Here is a 15506-nt window from a genome sequence, read left to right on the forward strand (position 1 = left end):
CTATGAATGGGAAAGCGAGACAGCTATTACCTTTCATAGGCTCTCTGCGAGGGTGTCCATCTCTGAACACCCTGTCAACGGGTTCTTTCTTATCACCTGTGCTGTAGAGGTGAAGCGCTTCATCCCGACTTTCTTCAACTTTTCAAGGCTCACTTATCCCAAATAATTACTCCTCATTATGAGGAGGCGGAAGGAGGTTTTAATGGATTTCTTGTCCGAGTTCTTAACGAAATTTGGGGCTCAGTTGCAGTCCCCGACGCTTGGCTTTCTGATTGGCGGTATCGTCATTGCCGCTCTCGGTAGCGAATTGGCCATTCCAGATGCGATTTATAAGTTCATCGTTTTCATGCTGCTGATCAAAGTCGGCCTGACCGGCGGCATGGCAATTCGCAATGCCAACCTGACGGAGATGCTGCTGCCCGCGCTGTTCGCCGTGCTAACGGGGATAGTGATCGTGCTCATCACGCGCTACACATTGGCCAAGTTACCGGGCATCAAAGTCGTGGATGCTCTTGCGACCGGGGGCTTGTTCGGTGCTGTGAGTGGTTCTACCATGGTCGCTGGTATAACGTTACTGGAAGGGCAAGGCATCGAATATGAGGCATGGGCTGGTGCACTCTATCCCTTCATGGACATCCCAGCGCTCGTGACTGCGATCGTCATAGCCAGCATCTATACCAACAAGCAGAAGCGCGACAAGTATCTCAAAAATGAGAAGTATCTCAGCAAGGATAAGTATATCGACGTGCAACCGGCTGCAGCAGGTGGGGCTCCCATCGACCAGCCCGTTCCCGTAGGCGGTTATCCCACCAGCGATCCGCGCAGTTCCGCTAGCGGATATTCCGGTGATTCAGGTGGTTTTGCACGCGGGTATTCTAGCGGGTCGGGCGGTACCCCAAGCAATCGGGTCAAGATCTGGCCCATCGTGAAGGAAAGCATCCAGGGATCTGCCCTATCGGCACTGCTGCTCGGCCTCGCTCTAGGCATCCTAACCCGGCCAGAAAGTGTCTACGAGAGCTTCTATGATCCCCTCTTCCGTGGTCTACTTTCGATTCTGATGCTGATCATGGGTATGGAGGCATGGGCAAGACTCAATGAGCTGCGCCAGGTGGCCCAGTGGTACGCCCTATATGCTTTTGTGGCACCATTTCTACATGGGTTTATCGCCTTCGGTCTCGGCATGATTGCCCACTATGCAACGGGTTTCAGCGCTGGGGGCATCGCGCTCCTGGCTGTCATTGCCGCCTCCAGTTCAGACATCTCAGGACCGCCAACGTTACGGGCCGGCATCCCGTCGGCCAACCCCTCTGCCTACATCGGCGCGTCTACAGCTATCGGTACGCCGGTTGCGATCGCACTGTGCATCCCCCTCTTTGTCGGGCTCGCCCAGGCAATGACCGGGGGCTAATCTGGGTCGCAGTTTGCCGAGGCTTCTTTAGTTCAATGAATACATAGGTAAGGAGGTAACTGACATGGCTAAGTCAGCCAAAAAGCTCGTTCTCATCACAGAGAAATTGGGCTCTTCCGGTCTGGCTATGGACAAAGGGCTACTGAGCAGGGGAAATGGAGAGAGAAATAAACGCTAGAAAGGCGTGAAGTGTTTGATATACAAGGGATTGGCTAGAATTAAAGGGTGAGAGAAAGTCGCCATATATGGGTGAGCGCCATGATCACAGAATCTGACGCGAGGCAATTGACAGAGCTACTGGGTCTTCCTGAGACAAAAGTAGAGGATATGACAATGATAGATGGGGTGGGGCTATTTTTTGTAATTAGCCCCACCCGCCGAGATGCAGAGTGTCCCCGGTGTGGGAAGCGAAGTCGTCATTTGCATGAGAATCATCGGTATAACATTGAGGATTTGCCGTGGAATCAACAGCCCGTAGTGTTGCGAGTCAATCGCCGCCAGTTTTGGTGCCAGGAATGTGGACAAGTGTTTAGCGAAGAACTGGCCTTTGTTAAGAAAAGGCGGTTGTATACGCAGCGGCTAGCGAAGCAGATTGTCGGCCAAGTGTTAGGGAGTAGCATTCACAGTGTGGCGGCTCGGACAGGGCTGAGTGACGAGCAGATTGAGACGATGATAAAGGATGCCGGAAAGGCGTATTTACCCGAGAGCCCAGAACCGATTAGATATCTCGGGATAGACGAGATAGCGGTCGTCAAAGGTCAGGGTAACTATTATGGGGTGCTAGTGAACCTAGAGACGCACCAGCCGATCACCCTTCTACCCTCACGAACACAAGAGGGATTGCGCCAAGTCCTTAGCCAATGGGGACCAGAGGTGCTTGAGGGGATTGAAGGGGTGAGCATAGACCTGTGGAAGCCCTACCAAAGTTTGGTAAAAGAGATGATGCCGAATGCGACCATTGTCGCGGATAGATTCCATGTCACCAAACTCGTCAATGAGGAGTTAGATAACGAACGGAAAGCGGAGAAGAGAGCGGCCAAGAAGATCGCAAAAAAGGCTGAGAGGGAGCGCGTCATAGAGGGTCTTAATGGCAGTAAGTATGCGTTACTAAAGAACGAAGGGAATTTGAATGAGAAACAGAAGAAGAAGCTCATAGAAGTGAGCGAAGTATCCCCTAAATTAGCAACGATGCATCGATTGAAAGAAGAGTTCAGAGAAATCTTTGAATCCTTCGAGAATTGGGCAGAAGGGACGTTAAAGTTACTGGACTGGATGGCGGATTCATCGACATTTTTCAATCAGAGTTGTGGCACGATTAAACGATGGTTTGATGAGGTGACATCATACTTTGAACTGAGAATAACTAATGGGGTTGTGGAGGGAATAAATAACAAGCTTAAGTTGATCAAGAGATTAGGTTATGGCTTTGGCAATTTTGACAATTTCAAGTTAAGAGCTTTGTTGCCGTGGGTATTTCCTTTTGAAACACCATAGCCAGACCGGAAGAGCCAGAAATTGCTGCTGAAAAAGATCGCCCAGATCATCGATGAAGCCGGGGCGACCGGTTATACGGTGTTGGAGACTGGCGGTAAAGGCAGTCGCAACGTGCGATCGTCCGGGCAACCCAGCGTGTCTGACACCGAGTCGAATATCAAGTTTGAGGTGCTTACTGAAAGTCGGGATATGGCCGAGAAGATTGCGGATCGGGTCGCAGTGGAATTTTTCAACGATTATGCGGGCATTGCCTATATCTGTGACGCGGAGGTACTGTACGCGCACACGTTCTGTGGGCCAGATGGCTGTTGAATCAAGACAACGCAGACCCAAAAAGCCGAGGTATGACCTCGGCTTTTTGGGATTTGATCGGCTAGGGTTTAAGCGTAATTCTTAAATTCTTTAGCCGGGATAAAGTAAGAGTGAAGTGGACTCAATGGTTCGGACAGATATATCAGGAAACTAAGCTCTGAATTCTTCCTGGGGTCATACCCTATATGTGGAGTCCGCCTAAAAACCTAACCGCCAATTGTAGTGGCAGTTTCACCCCAACAAACTCGATCAAATCGCGGCAAGATTTGACCCTGCGGCCCCAGTATCAGTTGAGCTTCATGGAAGCCCAATGTTTGGTGACAGAAGTATAGAGACCAGTGCCCATTTTGGCGATCGCAGTATCGACAAGGCTCATGTCAATGTTCCTCTACCTACTCTGGATCGTTCGCTAAAAACTTAGCATCTAAAATGTCTTCTAGGGTGTAGGGACATTCCGTGGGAAATGTATCAATTGGCATCTGGGTCTCTTTTGCCGTATCTCTGCGGGCGCGACGATAATATTTTGCTACCCATTCTGCATCTTTTAGAAAGCGTTGTAGGCTGGGGCTATCTTCTAGACAGTCTTGAATGCCATCTCGGCAGTTTGACACTGTAACCTCCCAACTGGATGTTCTACGGTCGGGCTGATATTGCCATTTGAGCAGATGCATGATCAGCACTTTTAAGTAGCTGCCTAGCTCTTTCTGTTCGCTGCGTCCCAAGTCCCCCAGTTCCTCAACCAAATTATCTACGTCTACGTTTTCCCATTGCCCTTTCTGAAGACAGGCGATTTGATGCTCTGTCCACAGGTGGAAGTCGCGATCGTAGGGAGTTGCTCTTACCATTGGCGTTATGTCCCTGCTTACCAAATTAGCGATAAATCCAACACAAACCCCGGTAAGACCTCACCGCCAGAAACCGTTGACGGCGCTGACAAAATTTCCACAGGTTGGCCAGGGCGATAGAGCTCTACCTGTCGTTGCTTGCGATTAATTAGCAAGCCGAGCTGGGCTCCATTGGCCAAATATTCCGCCATTTTTTGCCGAGTTCGCTCCAGGGAATCGCTAGGGGACATCAGCTCGACGACAAAATCGGGACACAGGGGCACAAACTGGTCTTGCTGCTCCGGGGTGAGGGCTTGCCAGCGATCGCGCCTGATCCAGGCGGCATCCGGGGAGCGGTCTGCACCATTGGGCAGGGTAAACCCAGTGGATGAGTCAAACACCTCACCAAGCTGGGTGCGGGTATTCCAAATATCGAGCTGGGTGGTGAGCTTAACGTTGCGCTTGCCCGTATTGCCCCCTGTCGGCGACATGATAATTAGCTCTCCAGCCGCAGTGCGCTCAAACTTCAGGTCGCGATGGTTTTGACAGAGCTGAAAAAACTGCTCGTCGGTCAGATCTAAATCTAATATCAAGGGCGTGGGTAAAGGCAGCGTCGTCGGGGTCATAGCGGTTCCCGGAGCTTGCTTCGTAAATACCTACAGTATAGAGAGTGTCAGGTGGGTCATCGGGTATGGGATCCAGGGCGGTTTCAGACTCGACGACACCCCCTATTCCCTGAGCGTGCCCAAGTAAGTTTCAAATTCCCGTAGGGCCACACTCGACCCCGCCGACCAGGCCCGCTCGACATACTCCGGCAAGACGGCTTTCACATCCACCGTGGAAAACTCTGCCAGGGTACGGCTACGATTTCCATAACCTGCTACAGGAGCCATAAGAAAAATGGTCTGGGTGTGGGCATTGTAGCGGACTTTGATGGCAGCATCATCCCGGCGGCTCGCTAACAGTGCCTCGTAGTCCTCCCAGGTTTGATAGGTCAGGGTGACGGCACTGCCGGGGGGGAGCTGAATCTATTCTCGACTGATCGATAACACCATCGTGCTTGTTCTCCGCTGTGGTTGGGGGGGATGCCCCAATTTAACCAATGCTGAACCCTGGAAATAGGCTTGGTTAGGGTCAATGCCCAGTTCCTGCAGCGGTTGGGCTAGGCGGTTGACCCGTTCCTCAGCTTGGGTAGTTTGTAGTTTTGCTTGATCGGCCCGCTCCTGGACCTACTCTGCCCGCTCTTCAGCCGAAAAAATCAACCGTTCCTCGACATTAAACCACCGCAGCCATAGCCGCTCAATGCCATCATAATTCCCCTGCCAAACGCTGCACAGAGGCGCTATAGGTCTGGGGTGCTTCCTGCGAAGTCTTCAAAATCCCGAGGTCAGATAGGATAAGAGCCATCAGTGCAACATCGGTGGAGTTTGCTAGGGATTCATGGCCCAGGTATCGACAGAACTGCCAACCTACTCGGAGCTGTGCCAGCGCAGCCCCATTGGCAAGCGGCTGCCCGATGCTCTCTACGTCCATGTTTTGGCTCTAGAGCACCTTGATCCCACCCTCCAAGCTATCGAGCAAAGGGCCAGAGCCAGCACTGCCCTAGCGGCAAAGGCCACCCTAGTTAAGTTCAGCATCGACAAGCCGCAAATTGCCTATCTGTTTTATCCAGACTTTGATGCTGAGGCCCACCCCGCCCTCAACAGCAGCATTCAGATCAATCTAGAAACGCTGAAAGCCACAGGCCGCGACTACAGCACCACCGACAATCCCCCCGTCCTGCACCGGAAAGAAACCTTCGTTACCCCCGACTATCCTCACTATGACCGCTTCCGATGGTTGACCCAGCAGGAAGAAATCCTCGGTTTGCTGGATCAGTCCCGCAGCATCGGTTTTCAGCAGGCTTGGGAAGCCCGATTGCGCGATCGCGGCATTGAAATCCATAACCACGCCCTCGCCTGCCTCCTTCCTCACTCCCCCACCCCGCCGCTCCCCAGCGCCGCCGCCGCTCCCAAAATCCAGCGCCACAAAGCTGCGATCGCCCGCGCTACCGCCTCCAAACCCGTCCGCCTTGCTGTTGAAGCCGGACTGTTCCCCACCGCCACCACCTACTTCGACTACGGCTGTGGCCACGGGGCTGACATCGAGTACATCCACCGGCTGGGCCTCACCAGCTCCGGGTGGGATCCCCACTTTCGCCCCGATATTCCCCACAGCTCCGCCGATGTGGTCAACCTGGGCTACGTCATCAACGTCATCGAAGACACCGCCGAGCGGCGAGAAGCCCTGATCAACGCCTGGGGTCTGGCCCAAAATGTGCTGATTGTCGCGGCCCAGGTGCTGATTGATGACCGTACCCGAGGCGTCATCGCCTACGGCGACGGCATTATCACCAGCCGCAACACATTCCAAAAGTACTACGAGCAAGAAGAACTCAAAGCCTACATCGACCAAGTGCTGGGGGTCGATGCCATCCCCATTGCCCTGGGTATCTACTTTGTCTTTCGCGACGAGACCCAGGCCGAAGCCTTTCGCGCCTCCCGGTTCCGCTCTCGCGCTACGGCTCCCCGCATTCGCCTCAAGGTGAGCAAGTTTGAGGAATACCGCGATCGCCTCCAGCCCCTGATGGACTTCTACACCGATCGCGGTCGGCTCCCAACCCTAGAAGAACTGGGCACCGACACCCTTGCCCCCCTCCAGGAAACCTTTGGCAGCATTCGGCGGGCGTTCACCGTTGTTCTACAGGCGACGGATGCGGGGGAGTGGGATGCGATCGCAGATAAGCGCCGCAACGATCTGCTGGTCTACCTGGCCCTCAGCCATTTTGGCAATCGTCCCAAGTTCAAAGATCTATCCCCCTCGGTGCAGGCCGACATTAAGGCCCTGTTCGGCAGCTACCAACAAGCCTGCACCGCCGCCGACCTGATGCTCATGACCCTGGGCCGCACAGAACTGGTGGAACAGCGCTGTCGGCAGAGTGCAATCGGTCAGCAGCGGCCCAATTCCCTCTGGGTGCATGTGTCTGCCCTAGATCAGCTCGACCCATTGCTGCGCCTCTACGAGGGCTGCGCTTCCCGCACCATTGGCCGCCCCGAGGAAGCCACGGTAGTAAAGTTCCACGTCCAGAAGCCGCAGATTACCTATCTGGTCTTTCCAGAGTTCAACAAAGAGCCGCATCCAGCATTGAAGACCAGCATGGCGATCACCCTTCAAGATCTCTATGTCCGCTACCGCGACTACGACTCTGACAACCCACCCCTGCTCCACCAAAAGGATCAGCTCGTGACGGCAGACTATCCCGGCTATACCAAGTTCGCCAAGCTCAGCCAGCAAGAGCAAAAATGGGGCCTGTTGGACGATGTGAAGGCGATTTTTGACCAGCGCGGCTGGGAACGGTGTTTACTCGACCATGGAGCAGAACTACGGGGACATCGTGTCGTTAAACGCAAAAATAGGGAGGATTGACGATCTGCGATCGCTCACCCGGCCAGGGGAAGGGTTCCTAATCCACAACCTCCCTCACCGCGATGGCCAAAGACCGGTCCCTATGAACCATCACCCCTTGCCAGCAACCCGTCCCCTTTGCCCACACCCAACAGCCACCCGGACAGCGCCATGGCAGACCCCGCGTTCAATCATGAGACTCACTACAGACAGCTTGCCCGTCACCCACGAGCCACAAAGTTAAGAAATATTACGTTTGCTCTCGGCCAGCCGTCCGCCACAAATTTGCCACAATCTGTATCTACATTAATCTATACCTACATTGAAAAGAGTTAGGTACCTTGTCAAGTTATAACAACCCAACTCCATGAGCACTCAACACCTGAAAGTCAAGCCCTGCTTATTGATGGGTATGATTGCTTTACTGCTCAGCAGTTGCGGCACCGATAGTCTGCGAAAAGCCAATACTCAGAATAACCTTGAGTCGCCTAGCAACACCATTAATATTGGAGGATCTTCAGAAACCTACAGTACTCTAAAAGTCTTAACCGAAGCCTATAGCTCTGAAAATAATGGCACCGAATTCCAATTTCTGCCCCCTAGCCAAAGCAGTGGTGCCATTGAAGGCGTCAAACAGGGAACACTCGATGTTGGCGGTGTCAGCCGAACATTGACAGCTAATGAAACTGAAGAACAGATTCAATATTTGCCGCTCATTGAAACGCCCCTAGTTGTGGCCGTCCATAACAGTGTAACCAATGTGACCAACATCAGTGGTGAACAACTGAGAGCTATTTATAAAGGTGACTTGAGCAATTGGCGGCAGTTAGGTGGACCAGACGCAGTCATTGTTTTGCTCGATTTCACCGAAGAGGAGAATGAGAAGAAAGTCTTGAGGCAGGCATACTTAGGTGAAGATCTCAAGATTACCCCCCAAGCCGTCGTCTTTTCTGAAGATGAAGAACTGATGACTGCGGCTGGCGACACGCCATTCAGTATTTCTGTACTGCCTGCCGATGATGAGATGGACGAGATACCCGTAACGGTGTTGAGCATTGACGGGGTTGCGCCTTCCTCCAATACGCTTCAGGCGGGAACATACAAAATGAAGCTACTTATGGGTATTGTGCTGTCTGCAGATCCCAATCCGGAGATTCAGGCTTTCATTCAGTTTGTGAAAGGAACGCAAGGACAACAGGCTCTATCCGCAGCAGGGTTGAGTGTGGTTCAGACCACTCAGAAGTAAGGCTTTCGGCATCTTTCTCCTTGTAGTGTTGTTCCATGATTTTCAAGAAGCATCGGTTTAGCCATTTATTTGATTATCGGCAAGTATCCTTGCCGCTCAAAATCGCCCTACCGTTTACGACGATGTTTCTGATCATTTGGGCTGTTGGAACAATACTGCTAGGGGATTACTTTTCCAGTAAACTCGACCAAATTCAACAAGAGCAGGCGGATGCTTTGATTTCTTTGATCGATCGCGAATTCAAGCAAAAAACCGAGAATTTGAGACGAGATGCACGACTGCTATCTCTTGAGTCAAGCCTGACTCAAGCGGTGAGTCAAAAAGACCAAGTCACATTACAACAGTCTCTTATACCGCTCAAGGCGCTCTTGGAAGTCGATATCATCCGCGCTGTTGATCACCAGCAGCAAACCCTCCTGCAAACTCAACGAAATTCTTTGGCAGGTCAGCAACTGAGCGATCGCACCCTGCTTTCCCTAATCGTAAGCGGTACCAATCTGGCAACAGTGATCAGCATCCGTAAAACCAGGCAACCAGTTTTAGTTGGAGCAGCACCGATCAGAAATAAGCAAGGCATTGTCGGCGGCATTTTTCTTGGGCAAGTGATTGATAATGACCTGTTGAGTGAGATTAACCAATCAGTTAGAGAAAACCTTGTTGTTCTATCAGATGGTAAACTGGTAGCCTCGACTTTCCAGGTTGATGCTGATACTCAAAAATGGATACATTCAGCCTGGGAAAGCGAAACCATTCATGCCCTACAAAACAATAGGATAAACCGAGAGTTTCTGATTAAATCTATTCACATCGATGGACTAGACGGCGAAGATATTGATCTGGTTTTGCTAATCTCTCAGAAATCTTTACAACAGGCTCAGCAGTCACTTTGGTTGCTTGTTGCCATCTTGGCGTCGCTAATTTCCTTGTTGGTCACAATAGTAGGATTCTGGTTAGGCCGCAAAATTGCCCAGCCGATTCAATCCATTACAGCCACTGCTCAACAGGTGATTCGAGAAAACAACTTTGAGTTGCAGACCTCGATAACCCGGAAAGACGAAATTGGCACCCTTGCCTATGCATTAAATCAATTGATTTCCTGGGTGGGGCAGTACACTCACGAGCTAGAAACGGCTCGTGCAACCCTGGAAGATACCGTTCAGACCCGCACTCAGGATTTATCTCAGGCTCTCCAAAACCTACAGGACACTCAGGCACAACTTATTCACACTGAGAAAATGTCTAGTCTGGGAAATATGGTGGCTGGAATTGCCCATGAAATTAACAACCCCATCAACTTCATCCAAGGCAACCTCCAGCCTCTACAAACTTACTTTCAGGATCTGCTAGATCTGTTAGCAATCTATAAACAGGAATATCCAGAAGCCTCCAAACCCATCCTTGATAAACAAGACGAGATCGACGTTGAATTTCTAATAACGGATCTCCCTAAGATTATCAGTTCTATACAAACGGGAACAGTGCGGGTGAAAGACATTGTAGTATCACTCCGAAATTACTCTCGCCTGGATGAGGCCGTGATCAAGGAGGTGGACATTCACGAAGGCATTGACAGCACGCTGCTAATTTTGAACCATCGGCTTAAGCAAGGGGTGGAGGTGATCAAAGACTATGGCGTCTTACCCTTAGTCCGCTGCTCGCCGTCCCAACTCAATCAGGTATTTACCAACATCATTGCCAATGCTTTGGATGCCATGCTTGATGCGAACTCTCAACCTATGCAGTTAGTGCTAACAACCCGGCCTTTGCCTGACCAGCAAGTAAAGATTGTCATCAAGGATACTGGACCTGGAATGAATTCTGCTATCAAAGCTAAAATCTTTGATCCCTTTTTTACCACTAAAGCGATTGGCAAAGGAACTGGGCTAGGACTGGGAATCTGCTTCAAAATTATTCAGCAACATCAAGGGAATATTCAAGTTCATTCGACTCCGGGGATTGGTACTGAGTTTGTAATTACCTTACCCCAGAAGTTAAAGCCGAATGTTTTCTTATAAAATTAGGTTTTACTAGAGAGCTGCGTCGTGACGAGATTCTTGGTACAGCCCAGGTCATTTACTTTGAAGCCCATGTATCCGCATCCAAGCTACGGGTAGTGATGCCGTACTTCTTCCCCGTCACTGGATCTTTCGCAAATCATCCCAAGCCAAGCCACCACCACTGCATCAGTTAGAATCAATGGCACTGGTCACCCTGCCCCAAGGGAACTCTGCACTATGGCAATCTCCACTTCACCAGCCCTACAAACCGACACTTGGGTTAAGGCTACCTGGGACGACTTTGTCACCACCATGGACGAGCCCCCCTACGACGAAGGCAGAGGCTACTTTGACAATGGCTATATGAGGATTGAGATGGCTCCTTTGGGTGCGGGTCATGCACGGCAAAATTCAGTTGCTATGGATGTTGCCAGCATTTTTGCCATGTTGCACAAAATTCGGATGGCAAAGTTCGTCAATGGCAGTTTCTACAAAACGGGAGAGCGGGGTTGTCAGCCTGATGTTGCCTTCTACATTGGGCCAGACTTTCGGTTGCCACCCCAGGACAAGGCCCCCATTGATGTCAATGTCTTTGGCCTGCCGACGCTGGCGGTTGAGATCGGTAGCAGCTCTTTCAAAGACGATCTGGGAGCCAAGCGTCTCCTCTACGAACGGCTGGGGGTGAGCGAGTACTGGGTGGTGAATGTGGCTGAGCAGCAGGTGCTGGCCTTTGCCGTTGCTGAGGGGGGGAGCCGACAAATCCGAGTATCGGGGGTATTACCCGGTCTCGAAATAGCGTTGATTGAAGAAGTGCTGGGGCGCTCACAGACCGAAGACGACACATCTCTCATGCGCTGGCTGATGGAGACTCTCGCTTAAACCGAGATATTTGGGTCTTTTGCGGTAAAGGCCCAAATATCGGGTATCAACGTAAGCCGAGACAATATTGGTTCCGAGGAATTCAGGAGTCAGGAGTCAGAATCCAGTACTCTCCTAGATTCTGGCTCCTAACTCCTAACTCCTCCCCAAGAGATTTGTCCCGCTTTGAGTTGATACCCCAAATATCTCCCTTGTTTTGGGGGCCGTAGCTGATATGGATGGAGCGGTTTGGTTAAGGCCATTATGGGATCTGTCTCTGGGGGCGTGTCGCCTCCGCTGGAGCCTCAGCCTCGCGAATGCGGGCCAAGAAAAAATCTTCCAAAGAATGGCGGGCCAATTGGAGTGTATCCAGTGAGCCCCCCATACCCCGCACCGTCGATAGAAAATCGTAGGGATCGCCCTGGAGGTAGCCCTGCCAAAAGCCTCGCTCAAAGGTGAGATCCACCAACCATTTTTCCAAAATCTCTAGACGCCCGCCCCGGCCCCGCGCAAAATACTGGTTCGGTCGCCCCAGTAAGTCTTCCAGGCTCCCCGTGCAGACCATCTTCCCCTGGTGCAGGATAGCAACGCGATCGCAGATTGCCTCCACATCTGACAATACATGGCTGTTGAAAAACAGCGTCTTGCCCTGGGCCTTGAGATTGAGAATGACCTCCCGCACCATGTGGCGACCCATAGGATCTAACCCCGACATCGGTTCATCCAGAAACACCAAGTCCGGGTCATTGATCAACGCCTGGGCTAGACCAATGCGCTGGAGCATCCCCTTGGAATATTTGCGGAGCTGCTTCTTGCGGGCCGCTGACTGGGGCAACTGCACTTGGTCCAGCAGTTCTGGGATTCGCCGCCGCTGCACCGCCGCCGGAATCCCAAACAGCCCCGCCGTGTATTGCAAAAACTCCCAACCCGTGAGGCTGTCATAGAAATAGGGATTTTCCGGCAGGTAGCCAATGCGGTGCTTGAGGGCGCGATCGCCCACCGGACGTCCCAGCACCGTCGCCCGCCCCTGGGACGGTCGAGTAATTCCCAGCAGCATCTTCAGCAGCGTCGTCTTACCCGCCCCATTCGGCCCCAATAGCCCAAAGGTTTCCCCCTGTTGGACCGTCAGGTCCACCCCTTGCAGAGGGGTAACGATTTGATTCAGCCAAAACCCGGTGCGGTAGGTCTTGGCCAAGTTATAGGTTTGCACCGCCGCTGGAGGCGCAGTCGGCTCCGGCGGAGACTCTAGAAAGGGAATTGTCTCATCCATACCCACTACCGTAGGTGCTTTTGTCCACAGAGAGAAAGGTGCCCGGTGTCTAAAGCCCATGGGCCAAGGCTATATTTACAGAATTTTAGGCTAACGGGTTGTTTGTTGGTTATTTGGGAATCCCATAAAGGCTAAACCCGCCCCATCACCCCATCACCCTCCACTGTCGCCCCCCTCCGATCTAGGGCCAAAACCTCCGCACTCACCACCGTGACCCCAACGGCATTCCAAGCGGTGGCCATGGTTAGTGCGATCGCACTGGCTCGCTCCGGATCGGCCAGGGCCAATAAGGTGGGACCGGCACCGCTGATGGTGACGCCGTAGGCTCCAGCAGCCAGGGCGGCGGCGACCACCGAGTCATAGCCGGGGATGAGGGCTTTGCGGTAGGGCACATGGATGCGATCGCCCAGGGCGGTGGCTAACCAAGTACCATTGCCGGTTTCCAGCGCCCGCAACAGTAGACCCAGATGTCCTGCGGTGTAGATGGCATCGGCGCGGTCGTACTGCTGGGGAAGAACCTGCCGTGCTGCCGCCGTAGACAACTCAAAGTCCGGCACCACCACGATGGGAACGATGCGGGAATGCCAAGGCAGTTCGCAAATCGTGCTTTTGCCAACATCATCCACGGTGGCGAGGCGACAGCCCCCCATAAGGGCGGGCACAACATTGTCGGGGTGGCCCTCTAGAGCGGTGGCGAGTTGGGCCAATTCCGCTAGACTCAGGGGCGATCCAGCTAGAACATTGGCCCCCAGCAGCCCCCCGACAATGGCGGTGGAGGAACTGCCCAGTCCTCGTGCCAGGGGAACCCCGAGATCGATGGCAAGGTGGACGGCAGGGACGGGTTTCTGGAGGTGGGCAAACCCGGCGCAGAAGGCTTTGTAGACGAGGTTGGACTCGTCGGTGACAACGCGATCGAACTCTGCCCCAGTGACCTGAATAGTGAGGGGAACGGGGGCGTCAGGCATCGCTGTAAACCGAAAGGTGTTGTAGCGGGTGAGGGCTGCCCCTAGGCAATCAAAGCCGGGACCGATATTGGCCGTCGTTGCGGGCACCGAGACCTTCACGAGATTAGAGCCCACCGCATCAATTCCTACCGCATCAGACCCAACTGCCGTCAAAGTAATGGCCTCCACTCAGGTGGTTTCTGAAAAACATCTGCCCAAAGGGTGGGCACGGCCCTGCCCATCTTGCGAAGGCATATTACCATTTTGCTAAGGTGTCTCTTAGACCGTTCCTACCTTGATATGACCATGAATCGGAACCCTGGCGCTCCAATGCAGTCTTGAACCCTAGCGATTGCCCGCTGCATTCGCCCACCTATTCGCCGCCCAGCGACGGGCAATTAAATCCCATCCCACCCCCGCCCACCGGGCACCCACCTCCCCACCGGGCAACCACCCTACGGCGGCATCCTGCATTGGGCGCGGAAACCGCGCCCCTACCCCATCATCCCAAGACCCACCTTCCTGTCCCCCTCTGCATTGGGCGCGGAAACCGCGCCCCTACCGCCCCCCACCATCATCAGCCCAATATTGATCACCCGCCCACCGGGCAACCACAAGGGATTGCCCCTACGGGAAATTTAATTCAAAACTCAAAACTTTCGATCACCCCATCACCCCAATACCCCATCACCCCCCACCCCATCACCATGCCACTCCCCACCCTGCCCCGTCCATCCTTCCTTGCCCTCGCGGCTCTTCTGAGCTTGGGGCTAATCCCCAGTGCAGCCATCGCCAATGCTGGGGAGTCCACCGCCATGGCCCAGCTCGATCTGCCCGCCACCCCTCGCGAATCCGGTCCTGAAGCCACCTGGGACACCACGAACTCCCCCATGGACTCCATGGTGTCTCAGGTGCCTCAGAGTGATATTTCCACGTCTCCCTCCGATGTCTCCCCCAGCCACTGGGCCTACCCGGCGGTGAATAGTTTGGTGACGAACTACGGTTGTTTATCCGGCTATCCCGACGGCACCTTTCGCGGTGACCAATCCGTCACTCGCTATGAGTTCGCCGCCGCCCTCAACGCTTGCCTGGGGGCGATTCTAGAACTGCAATTGCAGGCGGAATCTCCAGCCCTTGACAGTGTTTTGGCCGACTTGAACGACCTGCGCCAAGAACTCGGCACCCTCAGCGACCAGGTAGACACCCTGGAAACCACACCCTAGGCTTCCGCGTAAGCTAATAGATACGTCACAGTCTCAGCAATGAAGCACAGTCTCAGCAATGAAGCCTGTTTCGTAAATCTGACAATTCTTTCTGGGGAAAATGACTGCCCTTCTGATCAAGGATTAGCAGCCATTTACACAAGTCATTGGGAGATTCTAACTGTAACTGATGAGCCTGACTAACAAGCCATAGTAAGCCTTCAGGGGGTCACGGCGTGATTAGGGTTTGAGGCTGATGAGTGGCCAAAGGCAGCAATGAAGGAGGCGCTTGACCAAAGCGAGCCGACCAATAGGCTTGAGTGAGAAAGTCCAGCACATCTCGCTGCTGCATCGTCAGAGAAGAAACCGTCGTCAGCATCCGGGCGACAAACTCACTGCCGGCCTGAGACTCCGCCCCAAAGCTGATGCGCTTCCAAATCACCCCAGCTCGCAAAGAACGCTCAGCCGTATTATTGGTGGGCTCCACCCCCAGCACCGTGACAAACG

13 protein-coding genes and 1 pseudogene are annotated in these 15506 nt (G+C 53.2%); 8 read left to right on the forward strand and 6 right to left on the reverse strand.

The annotated features are described in order from the left end of the window. The first annotated feature begins 202 nt into the window (after positions 1 to 202). The 3 genes from LEP6406_RS0211605 (at position 203) to LEP6406_RS27685 (ending at position 3214) form a co-directional block, all read left to right on the forward strand. Positions 203 to 1408, forward strand: coding sequence for a sodium-dependent bicarbonate transport family permease (locus tag LEP6406_RS0211605; protein ID WP_008315739.1), 1206 nt, complete (start codon positions 203 to 205; stop codon positions 1406 to 1408). A 258-nt stretch (positions 1409 to 1666) separates the two neighbouring features. After that, positions 1667 to 2902 (forward strand): ISL3 family transposase, encoded by a 1236-nt coding sequence (locus LEP6406_RS0211615; protein ID WP_027268755.1) that lies wholly within the window; start codon positions 1667 to 1669, stop codon positions 2900 to 2902. 21 nt (positions 2903 to 2923) lie between these two features. Beyond that, positions 2924 to 3214, forward strand: coding sequence for a P-II family nitrogen regulator (locus LEP6406_RS27685; RefSeq protein WP_008307962.1), 291 nt, complete (start codon positions 2924 to 2926; stop codon positions 3212 to 3214). 392 nt (positions 3215 to 3606) lie between these two features. Here LEP6406_RS27685 and LEP6406_RS0211630 read toward each other — a convergent pair whose 3' ends face one another. The 3 genes from LEP6406_RS0211630 to LEP6406_RS34255 form a co-directional block, all read right to left on the reverse strand. Further along, the gene (locus tag LEP6406_RS0211630) at positions 3607 to 4059 is read right to left on the reverse strand and encodes a DUF29 domain-containing protein (protein ID WP_008307963.1); all 453 of its coding nucleotides are present in this window, start codon (positions 4057 to 4059) and stop codon (positions 3607 to 3609) included. Positions 4060 to 4076: 17 nt separating this feature from the next. Beyond that, positions 4077 to 4664 (reverse strand): Uma2 family endonuclease, encoded by a 588-nt coding sequence (locus LEP6406_RS0211635; RefSeq protein WP_008307964.1) that lies wholly within the window; start codon positions 4662 to 4664, stop codon positions 4077 to 4079. A 102-nt stretch (positions 4665 to 4766) separates the two neighbouring features. Continuing rightward, entirely contained in the window at positions 4767 to 4931 is a 165-nt protein-coding gene (locus LEP6406_RS34255; RefSeq protein WP_008307965.1) for a hypothetical protein, read from the reverse strand. A gap of 547 nt (positions 4932 to 5478) precedes the next feature. Here LEP6406_RS34255 and LEP6406_RS0211640 point away from each other — a divergent pair. From LEP6406_RS0211640 to LEP6406_RS0211655, 4 genes are all read left to right on the forward strand, one after another. Further along, positions 5479 to 7503: a DNA phosphorothioation-associated putative methyltransferase gene (locus LEP6406_RS0211640; RefSeq protein WP_008307966.1), complete on the forward strand. Its 2025-nt coding sequence runs from the start codon at positions 5479 to 5481 to the stop codon at positions 7501 to 7503. Between the two features lie 346 nt (positions 7504 to 7849). Beyond that, positions 7850 to 8728 (forward strand): substrate-binding domain-containing protein, encoded by an 879-nt coding sequence (locus LEP6406_RS27695; RefSeq protein WP_008307967.1) that lies wholly within the window; start codon positions 7850 to 7852, stop codon positions 8726 to 8728. 35 nt (positions 8729 to 8763) lie between these two features. Next, positions 8764 to 10743: a sensor histidine kinase gene (locus LEP6406_RS0211650; RefSeq protein WP_008307968.1), complete on the forward strand. Its 1980-nt coding sequence runs from the start codon at positions 8764 to 8766 to the stop codon at positions 10741 to 10743. A gap of 219 nt (positions 10744 to 10962) precedes the next feature. Beyond that, a complete protein-coding gene (locus LEP6406_RS0211655) occupies positions 10963 to 11604 on the forward strand; it encodes a Uma2 family endonuclease (RefSeq protein ID WP_008307969.1) in 642 nt (213 codons plus the stop codon). Between the two features lie 241 nt (positions 11605 to 11845). Here the strand turns inward: LEP6406_RS0211655 and LEP6406_RS0211660 are convergent, their stop codons facing one another. Both LEP6406_RS0211660 and thrB read right to left on the reverse strand, forming a co-directional pair. Then, positions 11846 to 12853 carry an ABC transporter ATP-binding protein gene (locus tag LEP6406_RS0211660; protein WP_051463677.1) on the reverse strand — a complete coding sequence of 336 codons (1008 nt, stop codon included), beginning with the start codon at positions 12851 to 12853 and terminating at the stop codon, positions 11846 to 11848. Positions 12854 to 12984: 131 nt separating this feature from the next. Further along, positions 12985 to 13986 carry a homoserine kinase gene (gene thrB, locus LEP6406_RS0211665; protein ID WP_315874573.1) on the reverse strand — a complete coding sequence of 334 codons (1002 nt, stop codon included), beginning with the start codon at positions 13984 to 13986 and terminating at the stop codon, positions 12985 to 12987. A 284-nt stretch (positions 13987 to 14270) separates the two neighbouring features. Between thrB and LEP6406_RS0211675 the strand changes: the two genes are divergently transcribed. Continuing rightward, complete coding sequence (locus LEP6406_RS0211675) at positions 14271 to 15020, forward strand: S-layer homology domain-containing protein (protein ID WP_027269070.1); 750 nt, start codon at positions 14271 to 14273, stop codon at positions 15018 to 15020. Positions 15021 to 15228: 208 nt separating this feature from the next. Here LEP6406_RS0211675 and LEP6406_RS27700 read toward each other — a convergent pair. After that, positions 15229 to 15506, reverse strand: a pseudogene (locus LEP6406_RS27700) (IS66 family transposase); the annotation flags it as partial.

Source organism: Leptolyngbya sp. PCC 6406 (assembly GCF_000332095.2).
Lineage (GTDB): Bacteria > Cyanobacteriota > Cyanobacteriia > Phormidesmidales > Phormidesmidaceae > PCC-6406.

Bases quoted from the DNA above. Each gene is read 5' to 3' on its own strand.
- LEP6406_RS0211635 (WP_008307964.1), bottom strand. From the start codon at position 4,664: ATGACCCCGACGACGCTGCCTTTACCCACGCCCTTGATATTAGATTTA.
- LEP6406_RS0211630 (WP_008307963.1), bottom strand. From the start codon at position 4,059: ATGGTAAGAGCAACTCCCTACGATCGCGACTTCCACCTGTGGACAGAG.
- LEP6406_RS0211655 (WP_008307969.1), top strand. From the start codon at position 10,963: ATGGCAATCTCCACTTCACCAGCCCTACAAACCGACACTTGGGTTAAG.
- LEP6406_RS34255 (WP_008307965.1), bottom strand. From the start codon at position 4,931: ATGGCTCCTGTAGCAGGTTATGGAAATCGTAGCCGTACCCTGGCAGAG.
- LEP6406_RS0211650 (WP_008307968.1), top strand. From the start codon at position 8,764: ATGATTTTCAAGAAGCATCGGTTTAGCCATTTATTTGATTATCGGCAA.
- LEP6406_RS27695 (WP_008307967.1), top strand. From the start codon at position 7,850: ATGAGCACTCAACACCTGAAAGTCAAGCCCTGCTTATTGATGGGTATG.
- LEP6406_RS0211605 (WP_008315739.1), top strand. From the start codon at position 203: ATGGATTTCTTGTCCGAGTTCTTAACGAAATTTGGGGCTCAGTTGCAG.
- LEP6406_RS0211660 (WP_051463677.1), bottom strand. From the start codon at position 12,853: ATGGATGAGACAATTCCCTTTCTAGAGTCTCCGCCGGAGCCGACTGCG.
- LEP6406_RS0211640 (WP_008307966.1), top strand. From the start codon at position 5,479: ATGGCCCAGGTATCGACAGAACTGCCAACCTACTCGGAGCTGTGCCAG.
- LEP6406_RS0211615 (WP_027268755.1), top strand. From the start codon at position 1,667: ATGATCACAGAATCTGACGCGAGGCAATTGACAGAGCTACTGGGTCTT.